The sequence below is a fragment of the Fulvivirga ligni genome (genome assembly GCF_021389935.1).
GTDB lineage: Bacteria > Bacteroidota > Bacteroidia > Cytophagales > Cyclobacteriaceae > Fulvivirga > Fulvivirga ligni.
Window position 1 is genome coordinate 2,289,539 of sequence record NZ_CP089979.1, and the last position, 14,443, is coordinate 2,303,981.

Annotated in this window: 19 protein-coding genes; 16 read left to right on the plus strand and 3 right to left on the minus strand. The window is 38.8% G+C overall.

Translation table 11 applies throughout. From position 1 onward, the window contains the following. Positions 1-10: 10 nt before the first annotated feature. The 4 genes from LVD16_RS10155 to LVD16_RS10170 are packed head-to-tail and all read left to right on the plus strand — an operon-like array spanning position 11 to position 3,693. Positions 11-433 (plus strand): hypothetical protein, encoded by a 423-nt coding sequence (locus tag LVD16_RS10155; RefSeq protein WP_233773824.1) that lies wholly within the window; start codon positions 11-13, stop codon positions 431-433. A gap of 7 nt (positions 434-440) precedes the next feature. Beyond that, the gene (locus LVD16_RS10160) at positions 441-1,487 is read left to right on the plus strand and encodes a S66 peptidase family protein (RefSeq protein WP_233773825.1); all 1,047 of its coding nucleotides are present in this window, start codon (positions 441-443) and stop codon (positions 1,485-1,487) included. Between the two features lie 20 nt (positions 1,488-1,507). Continuing rightward, positions 1,508-2,611, plus strand: a complete 1,104-nt coding sequence (locus LVD16_RS10165) for an N-acetyltransferase DgcN family protein (protein ID WP_233773826.1) — start codon at positions 1,508-1,510, stop codon at positions 2,609-2,611. Positions 2,612-2,625: 14 nt separating this feature from the next. Further along, positions 2,626-3,693, plus strand: a complete 1,068-nt coding sequence (locus tag LVD16_RS10170; protein ID WP_233773827.1) for a mandelate racemase/muconate lactonizing enzyme family protein — start codon at positions 2,626-2,628, stop codon at positions 3,691-3,693. 89 nt (positions 3,694-3,782) lie between these two features. On the opposite strand, the gene LVD16_RS10175 is transcribed toward LVD16_RS10170, so the two are convergent. Continuing rightward, on the minus strand, positions 3,783-4,826 hold the full coding sequence (locus tag LVD16_RS10175) for a hypothetical protein (protein ID WP_233773828.1): 1,044 nt from the start codon (positions 4,824-4,826) through the stop codon (positions 3,783-3,785). A 151-nt stretch (positions 4,827-4,977) separates the two neighbouring features. Here LVD16_RS10175 and pdeM point away from each other — a divergent pair, with 151 nt between their 5' ends. From pdeM to LVD16_RS10230, 11 genes are all read left to right on the plus strand, one after another. Then, complete coding sequence (gene pdeM / locus LVD16_RS10180) at positions 4,978-5,619, plus strand: ligase-associated DNA damage response endonuclease PdeM (protein ID WP_233773829.1); 642 nt, start codon at positions 4,978-4,980, stop codon at positions 5,617-5,619. A 362-nt stretch (positions 5,620-5,981) separates the two neighbouring features. Then, positions 5,982-6,500 (plus strand): GFO_1088 family ECF-type sigma factor, encoded by a 519-nt coding sequence (locus tag LVD16_RS10185; protein ID WP_233773830.1) that lies wholly within the window; start codon positions 5,982-5,984, stop codon positions 6,498-6,500. Then, positions 6,487-7,002: a PG0215 family putative anti-sigma factor gene (locus tag LVD16_RS10190; RefSeq protein WP_233773831.1), complete on the plus strand. Its 516-nt coding sequence runs from the start codon at positions 6,487-6,489 to the stop codon at positions 7,000-7,002. The genes LVD16_RS10185 and LVD16_RS10190 overlap by 14 nt, the downstream gene beginning before the upstream one ends. Positions 7,003-7,013: 11 nt before the next feature. Continuing rightward, positions 7,014-7,541: a DUF4252 domain-containing protein gene (locus tag LVD16_RS10195; RefSeq protein WP_233773832.1), complete on the plus strand. Its 528-nt coding sequence runs from the start codon at positions 7,014-7,016 to the stop codon at positions 7,539-7,541. Positions 7,542-7,599: 58 nt separating this feature from the next. After that, positions 7,600-8,106, plus strand: a complete 507-nt coding sequence (locus LVD16_RS10200; RefSeq protein ID WP_233773833.1) for a DUF4252 domain-containing protein — start codon at positions 7,600-7,602, stop codon at positions 8,104-8,106. A 71-nt stretch (positions 8,107-8,177) separates the two neighbouring features. Continuing rightward, a complete protein-coding gene (locus LVD16_RS10205) occupies positions 8,178-8,648 on the plus strand; it encodes a DUF4252 domain-containing protein (RefSeq protein ID WP_233773834.1) in 471 nt (156 codons plus the stop codon). A gap of 107 nt (positions 8,649-8,755) precedes the next feature. Further along, positions 8,756-9,373 (plus strand): ABC transporter ATP-binding protein, encoded by a 618-nt coding sequence (locus LVD16_RS10210; protein WP_233773835.1) that lies wholly within the window; start codon positions 8,756-8,758, stop codon positions 9,371-9,373. Beyond that, entirely contained in the window at positions 9,349-9,654 is a 306-nt protein-coding gene (locus LVD16_RS10215; RefSeq protein ID WP_233773836.1) for a hypothetical protein, read from the plus strand. The genes LVD16_RS10210 and LVD16_RS10215 overlap by 25 nt, the downstream gene beginning before the upstream one ends. Next, complete coding sequence (locus LVD16_RS10220) at positions 9,647-10,447, plus strand: DUF2705 family protein (protein ID WP_233773837.1); 801 nt, start codon at positions 9,647-9,649, stop codon at positions 10,445-10,447. The genes LVD16_RS10215 and LVD16_RS10220 overlap by 8 nt, the downstream gene beginning before the upstream one ends. A gap of 116 nt (positions 10,448-10,563) precedes the next feature. Continuing rightward, positions 10,564-11,691 carry a sensor histidine kinase gene (locus LVD16_RS10225; protein WP_233773838.1) on the plus strand — a complete coding sequence of 376 codons (1,128 nt, stop codon included), beginning with the start codon at positions 10,564-10,566 and terminating at the stop codon, positions 11,689-11,691. A 40-nt stretch (positions 11,692-11,731) separates the two neighbouring features. Next, positions 11,732-12,193: a DUF4126 family protein gene (locus LVD16_RS10230; protein WP_233773839.1), complete on the plus strand. Its 462-nt coding sequence runs from the start codon at positions 11,732-11,734 to the stop codon at positions 12,191-12,193. A gap of 3 nt (positions 12,194-12,196) precedes the next feature. Here the strand turns inward: LVD16_RS10230 and LVD16_RS10235 are convergent, their stop codons facing one another. Then, positions 12,197-12,814: a DUF1684 domain-containing protein gene (locus LVD16_RS10235; protein ID WP_233773840.1), complete on the minus strand. Its 618-nt coding sequence runs from the start codon at positions 12,812-12,814 to the stop codon at positions 12,197-12,199. Positions 12,815-12,870: 56 nt separating this feature from the next. Between LVD16_RS10235 and LVD16_RS10240 the strand changes: the two genes are divergently transcribed. Beyond that, on the plus strand, positions 12,871-13,740 hold the full coding sequence (locus LVD16_RS10240; RefSeq protein WP_233773841.1) for an alpha/beta hydrolase: 870 nt from the start codon (positions 12,871-12,873) through the stop codon (positions 13,738-13,740). On the opposite strand, the gene LVD16_RS10245 is transcribed toward LVD16_RS10240, so the two are convergent. Then, positions 13,730-14,434, minus strand: coding sequence for a hypothetical protein (locus LVD16_RS10245; protein WP_233773842.1), 705 nt, complete (start codon positions 14,432-14,434; stop codon positions 13,730-13,732). The two genes, LVD16_RS10240 and LVD16_RS10245, sit on opposite strands and share 11 nt — an antisense overlap. Between the last annotated feature and the right edge of the window lie 9 nt (positions 14,435-14,443).

Below are 14,443 nucleotides of genomic sequence, written 5' to 3' on the forward strand. Positions count from 1 at the left end.
CAAATTAGCAATGAAGACTTTATATATAATATTCTCAGTATTAGTGTTGTCATCTTTAACCTCATGTTATGAGGAAGAGTACTTCTTAGATGATAATTCTACCTCAGAAAATAAGCATTTCCCAGTAGTGCAGTCGGTTGTGGTGGAAGGAGAGGTAGATGAAGATAGTAGCATAAATTTACTTACACATTATTGGTCTCAAGATCCTATAGATCATTATGAGCTGTACTCTACTGTTGAAGGTGGAGAAGAATCATTGGTGCTGGAAATGCCTTATCAGTATAATTTTGATGAAGAGGCGGGAAGCGAACTTGTTTCGTTGCCTTATACCATTCCCTCATCAACTTCTGGCAAAACAATTGATTTTAGAGTGTTGATAGTGAACCAAAATGGTCTGTCAAAAGACCGAACCACCTCCATCACCGTAAACTAAACCAGCCTTGACATCCAGGAGAAACTTTATTGGTGGGGCCGCAATTTTATCGCTGGCCCCTGCTTTCAATTTAACTGCGAAGGAGAGATTTTTCATTCGATCAGAGAAGATAATCAAGCCTCCGAAGCTCAAGCAAGGTGATGTGGTAGGTCTCATAAGCCCTTCAGGGGTGATTCATGAGACAGAACCTTACGAAATAGCCATTGAAACCTTGCAAAGCCTTGGTTTTAAGGTGAAGCCAAGTGAGCATTTGTATGATAGGTATGGATATTTAGCCGGCACCGATCAGGATAGGGCTGATGAAATTAATAGCATGTTCAGGGATAAAGAGATCAAAGCTATTTTCTGTATTCGCGGTGGTGCTGGAGCAGCCAGAATATTGGATCTTCTTGATTATGAATTAATTAGGAAGAATCCCAAAGTCATGATTGGTTATAGTGACATCACAGCATTATTGCTGGCCATTTATGTTAAAACGGGTCTGGTTTCATTTCATGGGCCTGTGGCCACTTCAGATTGGAATGATTTTACACTGGATTCATTTAAACGGATTCTGTTTCAGGGAGAAGCTATCACTTTTACTAATCCTACAAAAAGAGCTGATGAGTTGGTACAAACTGAAGACCGGATTAGAACTATACATCCCGGAAAGGCTTCAGGCGTATTGGTAGGGGGTAATCTGTCCGTATTGTCGGCATTAGTAGGCTCTGCTTACTTACCTGATTGGAAAGGCAAAATTCTCTTTCTGGAAGATGTAGGTGAGGAAATGCATCGGATAGATAGAATGATGTCTCAGCTTAAGCTGGCTGGTATTTTAGATGTTCTCTCTGGCTTTGTGTTTGGTAAATGCTCTCGATGCACACCGGTGGAGGGATATGGATCACTCACTTTTGAAGAGGTAATCGATCATTACATTAAACCCTTGGGAATTCCAGCCTATAGCGGTGCTATGATCGGTCATATAAGTAAAAAATTCACTATTCCGGTAGGCTGCATGGTAGAGGTAGATGCCAGTAATGGCACTATTGAGATGAAAGAATCGGCCGTAATTTAATTTGTTAAAAGCCTTTAATTATGATAAACGATAATGACTTTCACCAAGCTCTGAAAGGAACAGCTTGTATTATTACTGGTGGATTATTTGATACCATTCATGCTAAAACTACTCACGGATTACTGAGAGAATCTAATCGATTCAAGATTAAATGTATAGTGGATGATAAATTTGCAGGGCATTCGGTTGAGGATGTGGTGCTGGGGCTGGTATCTTCCGTGCCCATTTACAGCTCCATAGCCTCTATGTGCGAGGCTGGCATTAAGCCTGATTATGCCATTATTGGTATGGCCACCAAAGGGGGAGTGCTGCCACAAAGTTTATATCCGGTCATTCTCGAGGCCTTAAGTTCTGGGATCAATATTGTTAATGGGCTTCACCAGCCACTGTCTGAAGTGGAGGAATTGAAAAGTGCTGCTGAAGAACATCAAGTTCATATTTACGATATCCGTAAACCGAAGAAATTTGATCAACTGCACTTCTGGAGTGGGAAAATTATGGAGGTTAAGGCTTTGAAATTGGCTATCCTGGGTACTGACTGCTCTGTGGGAAAGAGAACTACCGCCAAGTTGCTGACCAATGCCCTCAACCAGGCAGGTATTAAAACTCAGATGATTTATACCGGGCAAACCGGATGGCTGCAAGGCACGAGGTACGGTCTTATATTTGATGCCACACCCAATGACTTTATCCCTGGGGAGATAGAGCACGCCATTTATCAATGTTGGACAGAAGAAAAACCTCAGGTGATCATTGTGGAGGGCCAGGCTTCCCTGTTGAATCCGGGTGGCCCTTGTGGTTCGGAATTTATAATTTCAGCTAAATTAGATGGAGTCATTCTTCAGCATCATCCAATAAGAGAAAAATATCATAACTTGGAAAAGTTACAGGATAGAATCAAAGATCCATCAACAGATATTGAAATCATCAGGCTGATGGGGAGTGAGGTCTGGGCTTTGACTTTAAATATTGCGGATATGAGCCAGACTGAGATTGCACATCATACGGATCAGCTTACCGAGCGATGTTCTATTCCCGTGGTGAGTCCGTTAACTCAGGGGATTCAACCTTTAGTGCATCTGATAAATTCTAAATTAAGCCTGGAAAAGGCAGAGATTTCTTAATGGTATAAAATTATATGAAAATAAAGAGTATTGATGTTTGGCGCATGAATCTGGGAAACACCAGACCCTACACCATAGCGTTCAAAACGGTAAGTGATGTGGATAGTGTGTTTGTTAAGCTAACATTGGAAAATGGCATCTATGGAATGGGAGCGGGCAACCCAAGTCAGCAGGTGGTAGGAGAATCATTAGATGATACACTGAACACGCTCTCTGAGGAGAATCTTCGATTTTTAATTGGAAGAGATATTCGTGAGTTTAATGGTATTCTTCATGAGGTGATGACCAGATTTCCTAAGACACCGGCAGCCAGAGCGGCTCTTGACATAGCTCTTCACGATGGCTTTTGTAAATACCTGGGCGTTCCTGTGGCGGCCTTTTTAGGTCAGAAAATCAATAAAATGGAGACATCTGTAACCATTGGGATAAAGAATGTGGCCGATACACTGGAAGAGGCTCAAGAATATTATGATATGGGCTTTAGGTGTTTAAAAGTGAAGACTGGGCACGATGTAGATGAGGATATTGAAAGAATGGTCAAGCTCAGAGAGGTGTTTTCAAGTCAGATGAAAATTCGAGTGGATGCTAATCAGGGGTATGAAAAAGAAGATTTATTCAAATTTTTTAATGATACCAAAGCCTTAGATATAGAGCTGATAGAGCAACCTTTAAAATCCTCAAACATCATGGAAATGAAGGCCTTGCCCGATGAGGTGAAAGGTCTGATTGCGGCTGATGAAAGCTTAAAATCACCTGAAAATGCGTTTGAATTGGCATCTCCTCCAGTGGCCAGTAAAATCTTTAATATCAAACTAATGAAGTCAGGAGGCATATATCCGGCCATACAGATTGCCAACATTGCAAGGGTTTCAGGAGTAGAGCTGATGTGGGGTTGTAATGACGAAAGCGCTGTAAGTATCTCGGCGGCTCTTCATGCAGCACTTTGCTTTTCTAACACTAAGTACATTGATCTTGACGGAAGCCTAGACCTTGTGCAAGATGCCGTTTCAGGAGGCTTTAAAATAGAAAATGGATGGATGTCCGTAACGGATAAACCAGGATTGGGAGTGGAGTTAATATAAAAAAAAGGCTGTTTCAAAAGTAAGTTCTCAGTCAGATGAGGCATTAATTCATCTGAATTCTACTTTTGAAACAGCCTTTTTTTTAGTTTTTAGACTAAAGCTTTCTTCTTAGTCACTTCCCAGATCATATTGATGTTCTTGATCAGTGTAGTCAGCTCTTCAGGTTTTAATGACTGTTTAGGATCATCACCAATACCATGTTTAGGGTCTACGTGAGTTTCAATAATCAGTCCGTCAGCACCGTAAGCCATAGCGGCCATAGAAGCAGCGGATACATATTTTGCTCTGCCTACAGAGTGAGAAGGGTCTACAATTACCGGAGCCCATGTTTTTTCCTTAATAAGCGGAGTAATGCTCTCATCAGGATTGTTTCTGTAGCCATCTACTTGAGGAATAGTACCTCTTGGGCATAACATTACGTTAGGGTTTCCTCCGGCAGCAATATATTCAGCCGCAGCTATCAGTTCGTTAATCGGACCCATAGCGCGTGATCTTTTCAATAATACTGTAGTTTGAGTTCCAGCTGTTTTTTCACCTATTTTCTTAAGAAGAGAATAGTTTAATGCATTTCTGGTACCAATCTGAAGGATATCCACTTGAGCTTCAAGAGCTACTTCAAGCTGGTGCTCATCCATTACTTCTGTATCTACAGGTAAGCCAGTTTGCTCTCTGGCTTCAATAAGTGTTTTTATAGATCTATCATCACCTTGGAAAGAGTAAGGCATAGTTCGAGGCTTCCAAACACCACCACGGATGGCTTTGGCTCCTGCCTCTTTTACAGCATGAGCTGTCTCAAGGAAGTAATTAGGATTGTTAGGGTCAATAGTACACTGACCAGCTATAATAAATGGTTCTGCACCCACTATACTGCTTCCCACACGTATTTGATGATTAGCAAGCTCAGAGTGTATGTCCATTAGTTTGTATGGAGAATCTATGGCATCAAATCGATCAATATAATCCAACCCAAGTATTCTGTTTATCATAACTTGTTCTCTCTCTTCACCTAATAAGGCATAAATAGTTCTGTGGTGGCCTTCTATAGGCTGGAGCTTGCAACTATACTCGTTGACAATCTCCTTAATTTCTTCTAACTGTTGGTCTGTTAATTTTGGTTCCTTAGGTATGATCATATCGCCTAGATTTCAATTCAAATTCAAAATTACCGCTAATTAAGTAATTTCAAATACAATTATCATAGTTTCGATTAAAACTTGACTATTTTTGTGATTTTAATAAAAAAAGCGGTGGAAAATTACGAAGCTGGAAAATTAGGAGTGGAATATGGTAGCTGAGATTAAAGGGGAGCAGTTTCTTCTACTCTCCGAAAAAGCTCTTTTTTGGGAGAAACATAGAATCTTATTAATCGCGGACTTACACTTGGGTAAGGCCAACCATTTTCGCCGGTCTGGTATTGCCGTTTCGCAGCAGGTGAATGACCATAATATAGAAAAGCTGATTCAGGTTTTAAATCAGTGCCAGCCAGCGCGAGTGATTTTTATGGGTGATCTGTTTCATAGTCACTATAATCAAGAATGGGAGGTGTTTGGGCAGGTGTTAAAATATTTTCCAGCCATATCGTTTGAACTCATTATTGGCAATCATGATATCATGAGTGAATACCAATATCTAAAACATCAGCTTAAGCTTCATCAGGAGCCACTTATCATTGCTCCATTTTCTTTGTCTCACGAAACTATGGAAACGGAAAGCGAAGACCTTTATAATATAGCAGGCCATTTGCATCCGGGAGTAAGGCTCACGGGTAAGGGCAGGCAGTCAGTAAAGCTGCCATGTTTTTACTTTGGAAAGGAATTTGGATTATTACCGGCCTTTGGTGAGTTTACAGGCTTGGCTATCGTAAAACCTAAAAAGGATGATCAGGTGTATGTGGTGCTGGATAAGCAGATTCTGAAAGCCCAATAAAAAAGCCCCTCGAAAGGGGCTTCTTCATTATTATATAGTACAGATTTTTTTAGTTTTCCCCTGCATTAGCCAAAAGGCTGGTTTTCAAATTAAAAACATACCTCTCTGATCTTCAATAATGCATTCACCTCAGGAATGCCAAATATTTTCAGCACTAGGAGAATCACCTTCAAAGTGATAAGATATTAAATCTAAATAAGTAAAAACAACTATTTAAGACACTCATTTGAGGTATAATCATGCTTTTTTAAATGCCAATAAATGAGCCTAATTTAGTTGTCGAATGGTACCGAATGAAAAATGTTTATTTTTTTTCATTGGTCTTGTAACATTCATGAAACACTGTCGTCTTGCCTGTGAATATGAGTTTGGAAGCATTTAAAATCAGGGTATTACCCGTAAAGAATAAGCTTTATCGTTTTGCGCTCAGTTTCCTGAAAAATGAAGAAGAAGCTCAGGATGTAGTGCAGGAGGTGCTTATTAAGGTATGGGATAAGCGGGAAGAAATGAACCAGCTGGAAAATATGGAGGCCTGGTGCATGAGGATTACCAGAAACCTGTCTTTAGATAAGCTCAAATCAAAACATAAAAAATATACTGACCCTATAAGTGAGGGTTTTGATATCAGTGGTGGTGATGTAGGTACACCTTACAGAACTACCGAAATGAGTGACACAATGAATAGTATAGGCCTTTTCATAAAAGCATTGCCAGAAAAGCAGAGGCAGGTGATTCAACTCAGAGATGTTGAAGGTTACAGCTATCAGGAGATTTCCGACATTATGGAAATAGATATGAATCAGGTGAAGGTAAATCTGTTTAGAGCAAGAAAGGCTATTAAGGAAAATCTATTAAATATCAATGCATATGGACTTGGATAGAATAGAGCAACTGTTAGAGAAATATTGGGAATGCGAAACTTCTGGGGAGGAAGAGCAGGAGCTAAAAGAGTTCTTCAATAATAATGAGGTTCCAGAGCATTTAAAGTCTGTTGCGCCATTGTTTACCTATTTTTCAAAGGAAGAGGCTGTTGGAGATTTAGGTGATGATTTTGATAATAATATTATAGAAAGGCTTCAAACAGAGAAGGCTCCTAAAAAAGGAAAAGTTGTAAGCCTGATATTTAATGCGATGAAAGTAGCTGCTGTGGGTGTTATTTTAATCACGGCCGGCTATTTTATGAAGCAGGAATATATAGATAAAAAGGATTCTATAGACCCTTATATGACGGGCACTTTTGAAGATCCTGAAAAGGCTTTTGAAGAGACGAAAAAAGCACTAATGCTATTATCTAAAAATATGAATGTAGGTAAAAAGCAGGTGCAAAAAGTAGGCGTATTTCATGAGGCGCAAGAAAAAATTAAAGAAACAGAGACATTATAAATAAAATGGTGATGAAGAGATCAGTTATAATATTGGTATTAGGAATGTTAATGGCTACTGGCGTTCAGGCGCAGGATGCTATCAGCAAGTTTTTTAGCAAGTACGAAGCAGACGATAGTTTTACACATGTATCGATTAATAAGCGGATGATTGAGTTATTCACTAATCTGGAAATCGAAACCAAAGAGGATGAGGAGATTATGAATGCCATTTCTAAACTTCAAGGTCTTAAGATTTTGGCAAAAGAAGATACCCCAAATGCTAAAAAGCTTTATGATGAGGCATTTAAGCTGATTTCTTCTGGAGGATATGATGAGCTTATGTCAGTAAGAGATGGAGATACAAACATGAAATTTATGATTAAAGAAAGCGGCAGTAAAATTAGTGAGCTTCTTATGGTTATTGGAGGTGAAAAGGAATTCTTCATACTGAGCCTATATGGAACTATTGATTTGAAACAAATTGCTAAAATGTCTAAGGCAATGGAAATAGACGGTCTTAAGGGACTTGAGAAACTTGGAGATCAAAAATCTAATTAGCCCTACTTCCAGGTCAAAATAAAAACAACAACACATTAACAACTCAAAATAAATAATTATGAAACAATTAGCAGTAACAGCGGTAGCTTTGATTTTTAGTGTAAGTTTTACGATTGCTCAAAGCAAAACGGTACAAAAATTCCATGATAAGTATAAGGATAATGAAGATGCAAAAGTAGTGTCTTTAAATCATGGATTATTTGAATTATTGGCCTCGGTAGCCTCTTTTGATGAAGATGATGAAGATGCAAAAGTGATTGCTAGAATAGCTGACAATATCACATCTATGGATCTTTTAGCTATTCCTTTGTACAAATCCGGATTCAACAATAATGACATTGTGGATATGAGATCTGCATTGAAGAAGGAAAATTATGAAGAAATGATGACAGTAAGAGATGGTAGCGATCATGTATATTTTCTTACGCAAGGCAACCAAAATGAGGTAAAAAACATGTTAGTGCTTATCAGTGGAGATGATGAGTTCATGGTGATGAACATAAATGGAACCCTTAACATGAAAGATCTTGCTTACCTTGCAAAAAACAGAGAAAAGTGGGATTAAAGTAAAATACTTAGTTAATTAAAGAAATGCCTGGCATGTATTATGTCAGGCATAACCTATTTATAAATATTATGCAGAAGATTATTTTCTTATTGGCTTTTGTAATGCTTCCAATGCTTTCTGAGGCGCAAAGTGAAACCACTCAACAATTCTCCAAAGAACATGAGGAAGCCCAGGTTTTCTTCTTTTATAAGAATACACTCAAGATGCTAAATCAAAACGACAGTGAAGAATTTGCTGAGCTGATAAAGGATATTGATAAAATGAAATTCATTATAGCAGATAAGGCCAAGAGTAATGTGGGCGATAATGATTACAATGAGTTGGTAAAAGGATATAAAAGTGAGCACTTTGAAGAGCTCATGACCATGCGCCACCAGGGAATGAAGGTAAATGTATACATACAAGAAGATGATGGTGTAACTACAGGTCTGGTATTTCTGATGACTGATAATGAAAAACTTTCTATACTTGACGTAAAGGGCTCAGTACCTTTAAATAAGCTAGCCAGTATCATCTCCAAAGTGCAAGAGTTCAAGTAGCATTTTGGCCTTATACCTTCTCAATATACCGTAGATGAGTTAAAGCTAATAAATTCAAGCGCCATCAGGTATATTTCATAAACATGTAAAATCTTAATCAAAACCTTTTGGAAACTGTACTTCAAATAAAGAACCTCACCAAAAGATATGGGCGCCTCACAGCAGTAAATAAACTGAATCTGGAGATTCAGAAAGGCTGTGTTTTTGGTATTCTGGGGCCTAACGGTAGTGGTAAAACTACAACTCTTGGTATTTTACTCGATGTAATTAATAAGACCGATGGGGATTTCTCTTGGTTTGGTCAGCCGGCTACTAAGGAAATGCGTAAGCGAGTGGGAGCTATTTTAGAGACTCCTATTTTTTACCCTTATCTCTCGGCAGTCAAAAACCTTGAAATTGTAGCGGCTATAAAAGGAGCTCCTGTAGCGAATATAGAGCCTGTGCTTAAAAAGGTAGAGCTTTATGAAAGACGTTTTGATAAGTTTAGGACCTACTCGTTAGGTATGAAGCAGCGCTTGTCAATAGCTTCAGCATTACTTTGCGACCCAGAAGTTATGATTCTTGATGAGCCTACCAATGGCCTGGATCCGCAAGGAATAGCAGAAATAAGAAGATTAATTAAAGAAATAGCCGCTGATGGCAAAACCATAATCCTGGCGAGCCATCTCCTTGATGAGGTGCAAAAAGTATGTACCCATTTTTGCATACTGAAAAAGGAAATCTGATTCATGTTGGTGGGGTAGAAGATGTTACCAAAGGGGCTGAATTGGTAGAGGTAAGATCTGAAAGCGCTGATCTCAAACAGGTTATGGCCAAATTTGAAGGGCTTGCTAAGCTGGTAGAGGAGGAAAACCAGGTGGTAGTAACCTTAAAAGATGGCGCAAGTGCCGGTCAGTTAAATAAATTTTTATTTGAAAACGGTATTGTGGCTACGCACCTTGTCACACAGCGAAAAAGCTTGGAAAAGCAATTTTTAGAATTATTAGCCGAATCAGATCATGCTTAAATTATTAAAAATAGATTTAAAGAAATTGGCCAATTACAGAGCTTTTTGGGTGCTGAATATTTTGTATGGCTTTCTTATCCTGAGTATACCGATATCGGTTATTGAATTTCTGAAATGGTTAAAGGCCTCCGGGGTTGATTTTGATAGGTTCGATCCTATGAAGATTCCCGTACTTCACTTTCCTGATGTATGGCAGAATATCACCTGGGTATATTCTTTCCTGAAAATTTTCCTTGCCATTGTAGTGGTGATTTCAGTATCTAATGAATTCAGTTATAAAACGGTTCGTCAAAATATTATTGATGGCATGAGCAGAGCCGATTTTCTTATTTCTAAACTGTCTACGGTATTACTTTTAAGTGTAGGGTCTACAGTGCTAGTGTTTCTTACTGGCCTTGTTTCTGGCCTTATCTACACTTCAGATTTGGCAGATGCGTCTATCCTAGAAGGATCAGAATTTGTATTAGCCTATTTTCTGGATCTGTTCACTTATCTGGTATTCGCATTTTTTCTCACAGTCTTATTTAAAAGGTCAGCGCTCACTGTATTCATGCTTTTGCTCTATAGCCCTTTTGAATATATTGTAGCAGCCTTTTTCCCTAATAACCTTGAGTTCATAACAGAATATTTTCCGCTACACGCCATCAATAATCTGATAGAGATACCTTTTCCAAGGTATATTTTCCGAGAAATACAGGATTATGTGAGTTTCTCTGCCGTGGCAGTGGTATTATTTTATCTATGCTTGTTTATATATGTTATTTATTATAAGCTCAAGTCAAGCGATTTGTAAAATTCAATAAGTAATATCACGACATTTATTTTCTGGTATAATAACCAATGTATATATTAGTGTATTAATTAATGTTGAAAATATTAATATACTAATAATTCATTTCAGCCTATACTATGAAAGCCCACGAATTAATTAGAGATTATAAGGATTCTATAATTGATAACTGGATGAAGGAGGTTAAAACAGAACTTCCTGGTTCTAAAGAGCATGATAATGTGGCTTTAACGAACGATATCCCTACGTTAATTGACAATTTGGCGGATGCTCTTGAAAATAAAAACATAGAGTTTACGCATGAAAGTATTGAGCATGGCCGCTTAAGAGCTTTGTTCAAGAACTACTCATTACTTCATGTAATTAGAGAATATCGAATTCTTAAGCGAACGATATTTCGGATATTAGATTTGCAGAGTCAGGTATCGGTAAAGGATCGAAATCTGATTATGGAGTCTATAGATTTGGTGATAGAGCAAGCTGGTGAAATATTCTTTCAGATTAGAAATCAGATTGAATCTGATGCCCGAACGGTGGCTGAAGATAACTACCAAAGGCTTCAGGGTGATGATAACTTGAGGAACGAGTTTATAGAAGGCCTTTCTCATGATATGAAAAACCCTATTACAAACATTAAGTTGGCAGTGGATATACTGAAAAGCAAGGTGTATGATGAGGAGCTGATCCCGGTGTTGAACCTGCTGGAAAAGAATACCGATAAGACGGAAGTGTTAATTAATAGCCTCAAAAATATAAACTTCGTTAGCACTTCTGAGGGGTTTCCTATCCAGATTTCGCCAACTAACCTCACTTCGCACTTGTCTGATTTTATTCAGTCGAATACTATTCAATCTAAGTACACCTTATTGTCTGATCTTCCTGAAGTACAGATCAGTGGATTTTGGGATGTAGATGCTATACTAAGAGCTATCGGAAACCTATTGCAAAATGCCATTAGGTATGGAAACACTCAAATGCCAATTACCATTGGAGCCAATGAGGTGAATAATACAGTACTGATTTTTGTTCATAATCATGGGGAAGCTATACCATTTGAAGAACAGGCAAAAATCTTTTCTCGCCTCTATCAGGTAAATAATTCCACAGGAGTAGGGCAGGGATTAGGTCTTTTCACGGTAAAAAATATAGTTGAAGCCCATGGCGGAAAAGTAGAATTAACTTCCTATGAGGGGCATGGGACCACTTTTAGAATGGTATTGCCAAAGGATTCCAGACATATCGGATAGAGGTAATGGCTTCCAGCATCATATTTGCCTTTCATAGCATATGATATCATTAGAAGCCAGAACTATAGGACTAGGGGCCATTAGCGGATTGAGATCCATGATGGGCCCTGCTTTACTTTGCTATTATTTAAACAGAGAACCCGAACCGAGTTGGAAAAGGAGGTTAATTAAGCTTCCTAAATTACAGACAGTCACAGCTGTTTTGGCTGGAGGCGAGTTAGTCGGTGATAAATTGCCTAATGCGCCAGATCGGATTAGTCCAATAGCCTTAGCAGGAAGAGCTATTTCCGGGGCTTTAATAGGAGCCATTCTCTATAAAGAGGCTCGAAGAAGCACCAGAACAGGTGCTATTATGGGTGCTGTTTCAGCAGTCGTTTCGGCTGGTGTTGGGTTTTACCTGAGAAAGAAGGTTGGTCAAACTACAGATGTTCAAGATCCGATTATCGGCGGTGCTGAAGATCTACTTGCTTTAGGTGCTGGCTCACTGCTGGTAACTCATTGATATTTAATGGTGCGTTAGCTCATAAGCTTTTACACCTGCTCTCATATAGGCCAAAATCCGGTTTTGTCTCGGTACTAAAGGACAGGAATATTTATCGCTATAGGCACAGTATGGGTTATAGGCCTTGTTAAAATCAATAACAATTTGATCGTTTTCGGGTATTCTTAGCCCAATATATCTACCGCCACCATATGTTTCCTCGCCATTAGTTTTATCTGTAAAGGGTAGGAATAAGTAGTCTTTGTACTCCTCTGTTTTACGAAGGTCATGGCTTTGGTAAATTTCTAACACCACCTCTATACTATCAAGAGTAAAGTGCGCTTCACCATACTTCTCATAAATGGGAGAGCGATCGCCTGAAGTGGCCATTTTGAAAGGTTTTTGATTGGGAGTACGGATGAACTTTGCTGTGATATGATAATTAGTATCGATAGGAAAGAAATCGAGTCCTTTAAACTTTTTTCTATCTTCTTTCGAGAGGGGAGATTCCTTTTTACTAGCAAATTCATGATTGATTTCTTTTTGAAACTCCTTAACATCTTTAACTACTTCAGAGGTTTGACTCATTGAAAGGTGAGTAGCACCCAGTATTAATATTAAAGAAAAAACGATTTTCTGCATAGTCTAAAAAAGTGATGGCTAATACTTAACTTAAAGAATCCTATTCCTGCAAATCTATGAAAACTATTCACTTTCTATATTTCGTGCTCATGTTTACCACTTCTTGTGTTCAGACCAATCCAGAAGTTATTCCTTTATATCCCAATGGTGTACCAGGAGCATTGGGGCAGGAAGAAAAAGATATGCCTAAGCTTTACTATTACGGCTCTGAATCCGCAAAGCCAGGTCCGGCGGTAGTTATTTGTCCGGGAGGTGGTTATGAACACTTAGCTATGGAAAAGGAAGGATTCAAAATGGCCAAATGGTTTAATACTTTTGGAATGTCCGCCATTGTTCTTCAGTATAGGCTGGGTGGTGATGGTTACAAGCACCCCATTCCTCTTGAAGATGTTAAAATGGCCATGCGTACGGTGAGGTCAAAAGCTAAGGAGTGGAATCTCGATGAAAATAAAATAGGAGTTATTGGCTTTTCTGCTGGCGGGCACTTGGCATCTACTTTAGCAACTCATTGGGATGACGGAGTAAAAGGGAGTGATGATTTACTTGCTATCAGTAGTAAACCTAACTTTGCTATATTAGGCTATCCGGTAATTACACTAAAAGATGATTTTACCCATAAAGGATCAAGAAGAGCACTGCTTGGTGATCAGCCTGATTCCACACTAGTGTCTTCATTATCAAATGAAACACAGGTGACAAATCAAACACCTCCAACTTTTCTATTTCATACCTATGAAGATGGATCTGTTCCGGTACAAAATAGTTTGCAGTTTTATGCTGCGATGGTTAAAGCGGGTGTCCCTGGCGAGCTCCATGTATATCAAAAAGGAGGACATGGACTAGGCTTTGGGCCAGGTGAGTCATCTTATCACACCTGGCGTGTTACCTGTGAGCAGTGGCTCAGAAATATTCAGATTATTGAGTAAATAAAATACCGATTGATATTTCCAGGCCAGTGTAATCTACTTTTGCATCAGCCCAATCTACCTGTCTGGTTTCCAATGACCCAGAGGCACTACCTCCGGTGTAGCTTCCTTCTAGTGGTAGATCAGCATCACCTATGAAATAATTGGCCTCTAAAGATAATCCCCAGGCTCTGGTCACATACACTACATATTCTGCACCGAAATAATAGCCAAGCCCTAAGCCATGCTTATAGTCAAAACTGGAATTTGCCACATCCCAATTCTCAAACTTTCTGATGGCTCTATCCATATTGCCATAGTTCAGTTTGTTGTCAAAGCCATAAAAGGCAAAGCCACCACCCTTGATTCTGAATTCTTGCGTTTTACCAATAAACTGCATCACTAATTCCAATGGCACCATGATGGTGAAATTTGGACCTAACAATGATTTGTCACTTTCAAAATCATCAATATCCTTGATGTTCAAACCACTCATTCTATATAATGAAAATCCCGTTTGTAACGCAAAGTAATCGTTTAGATCTACACCTACACCTCTTATTGAAAAAGGACTTATAGGAGTAGAGAAATCCCCGTTTTTTGGTAAAAAATAAGAAAACGAAAGGCCAACCTCCTGCGCTTGAGACTTTGGAATGGTAAAAATGAAAGCTAAACCAACTACTAGCGCACACCGCTTAAATGTTTTCAGGCTCATTACTATAAT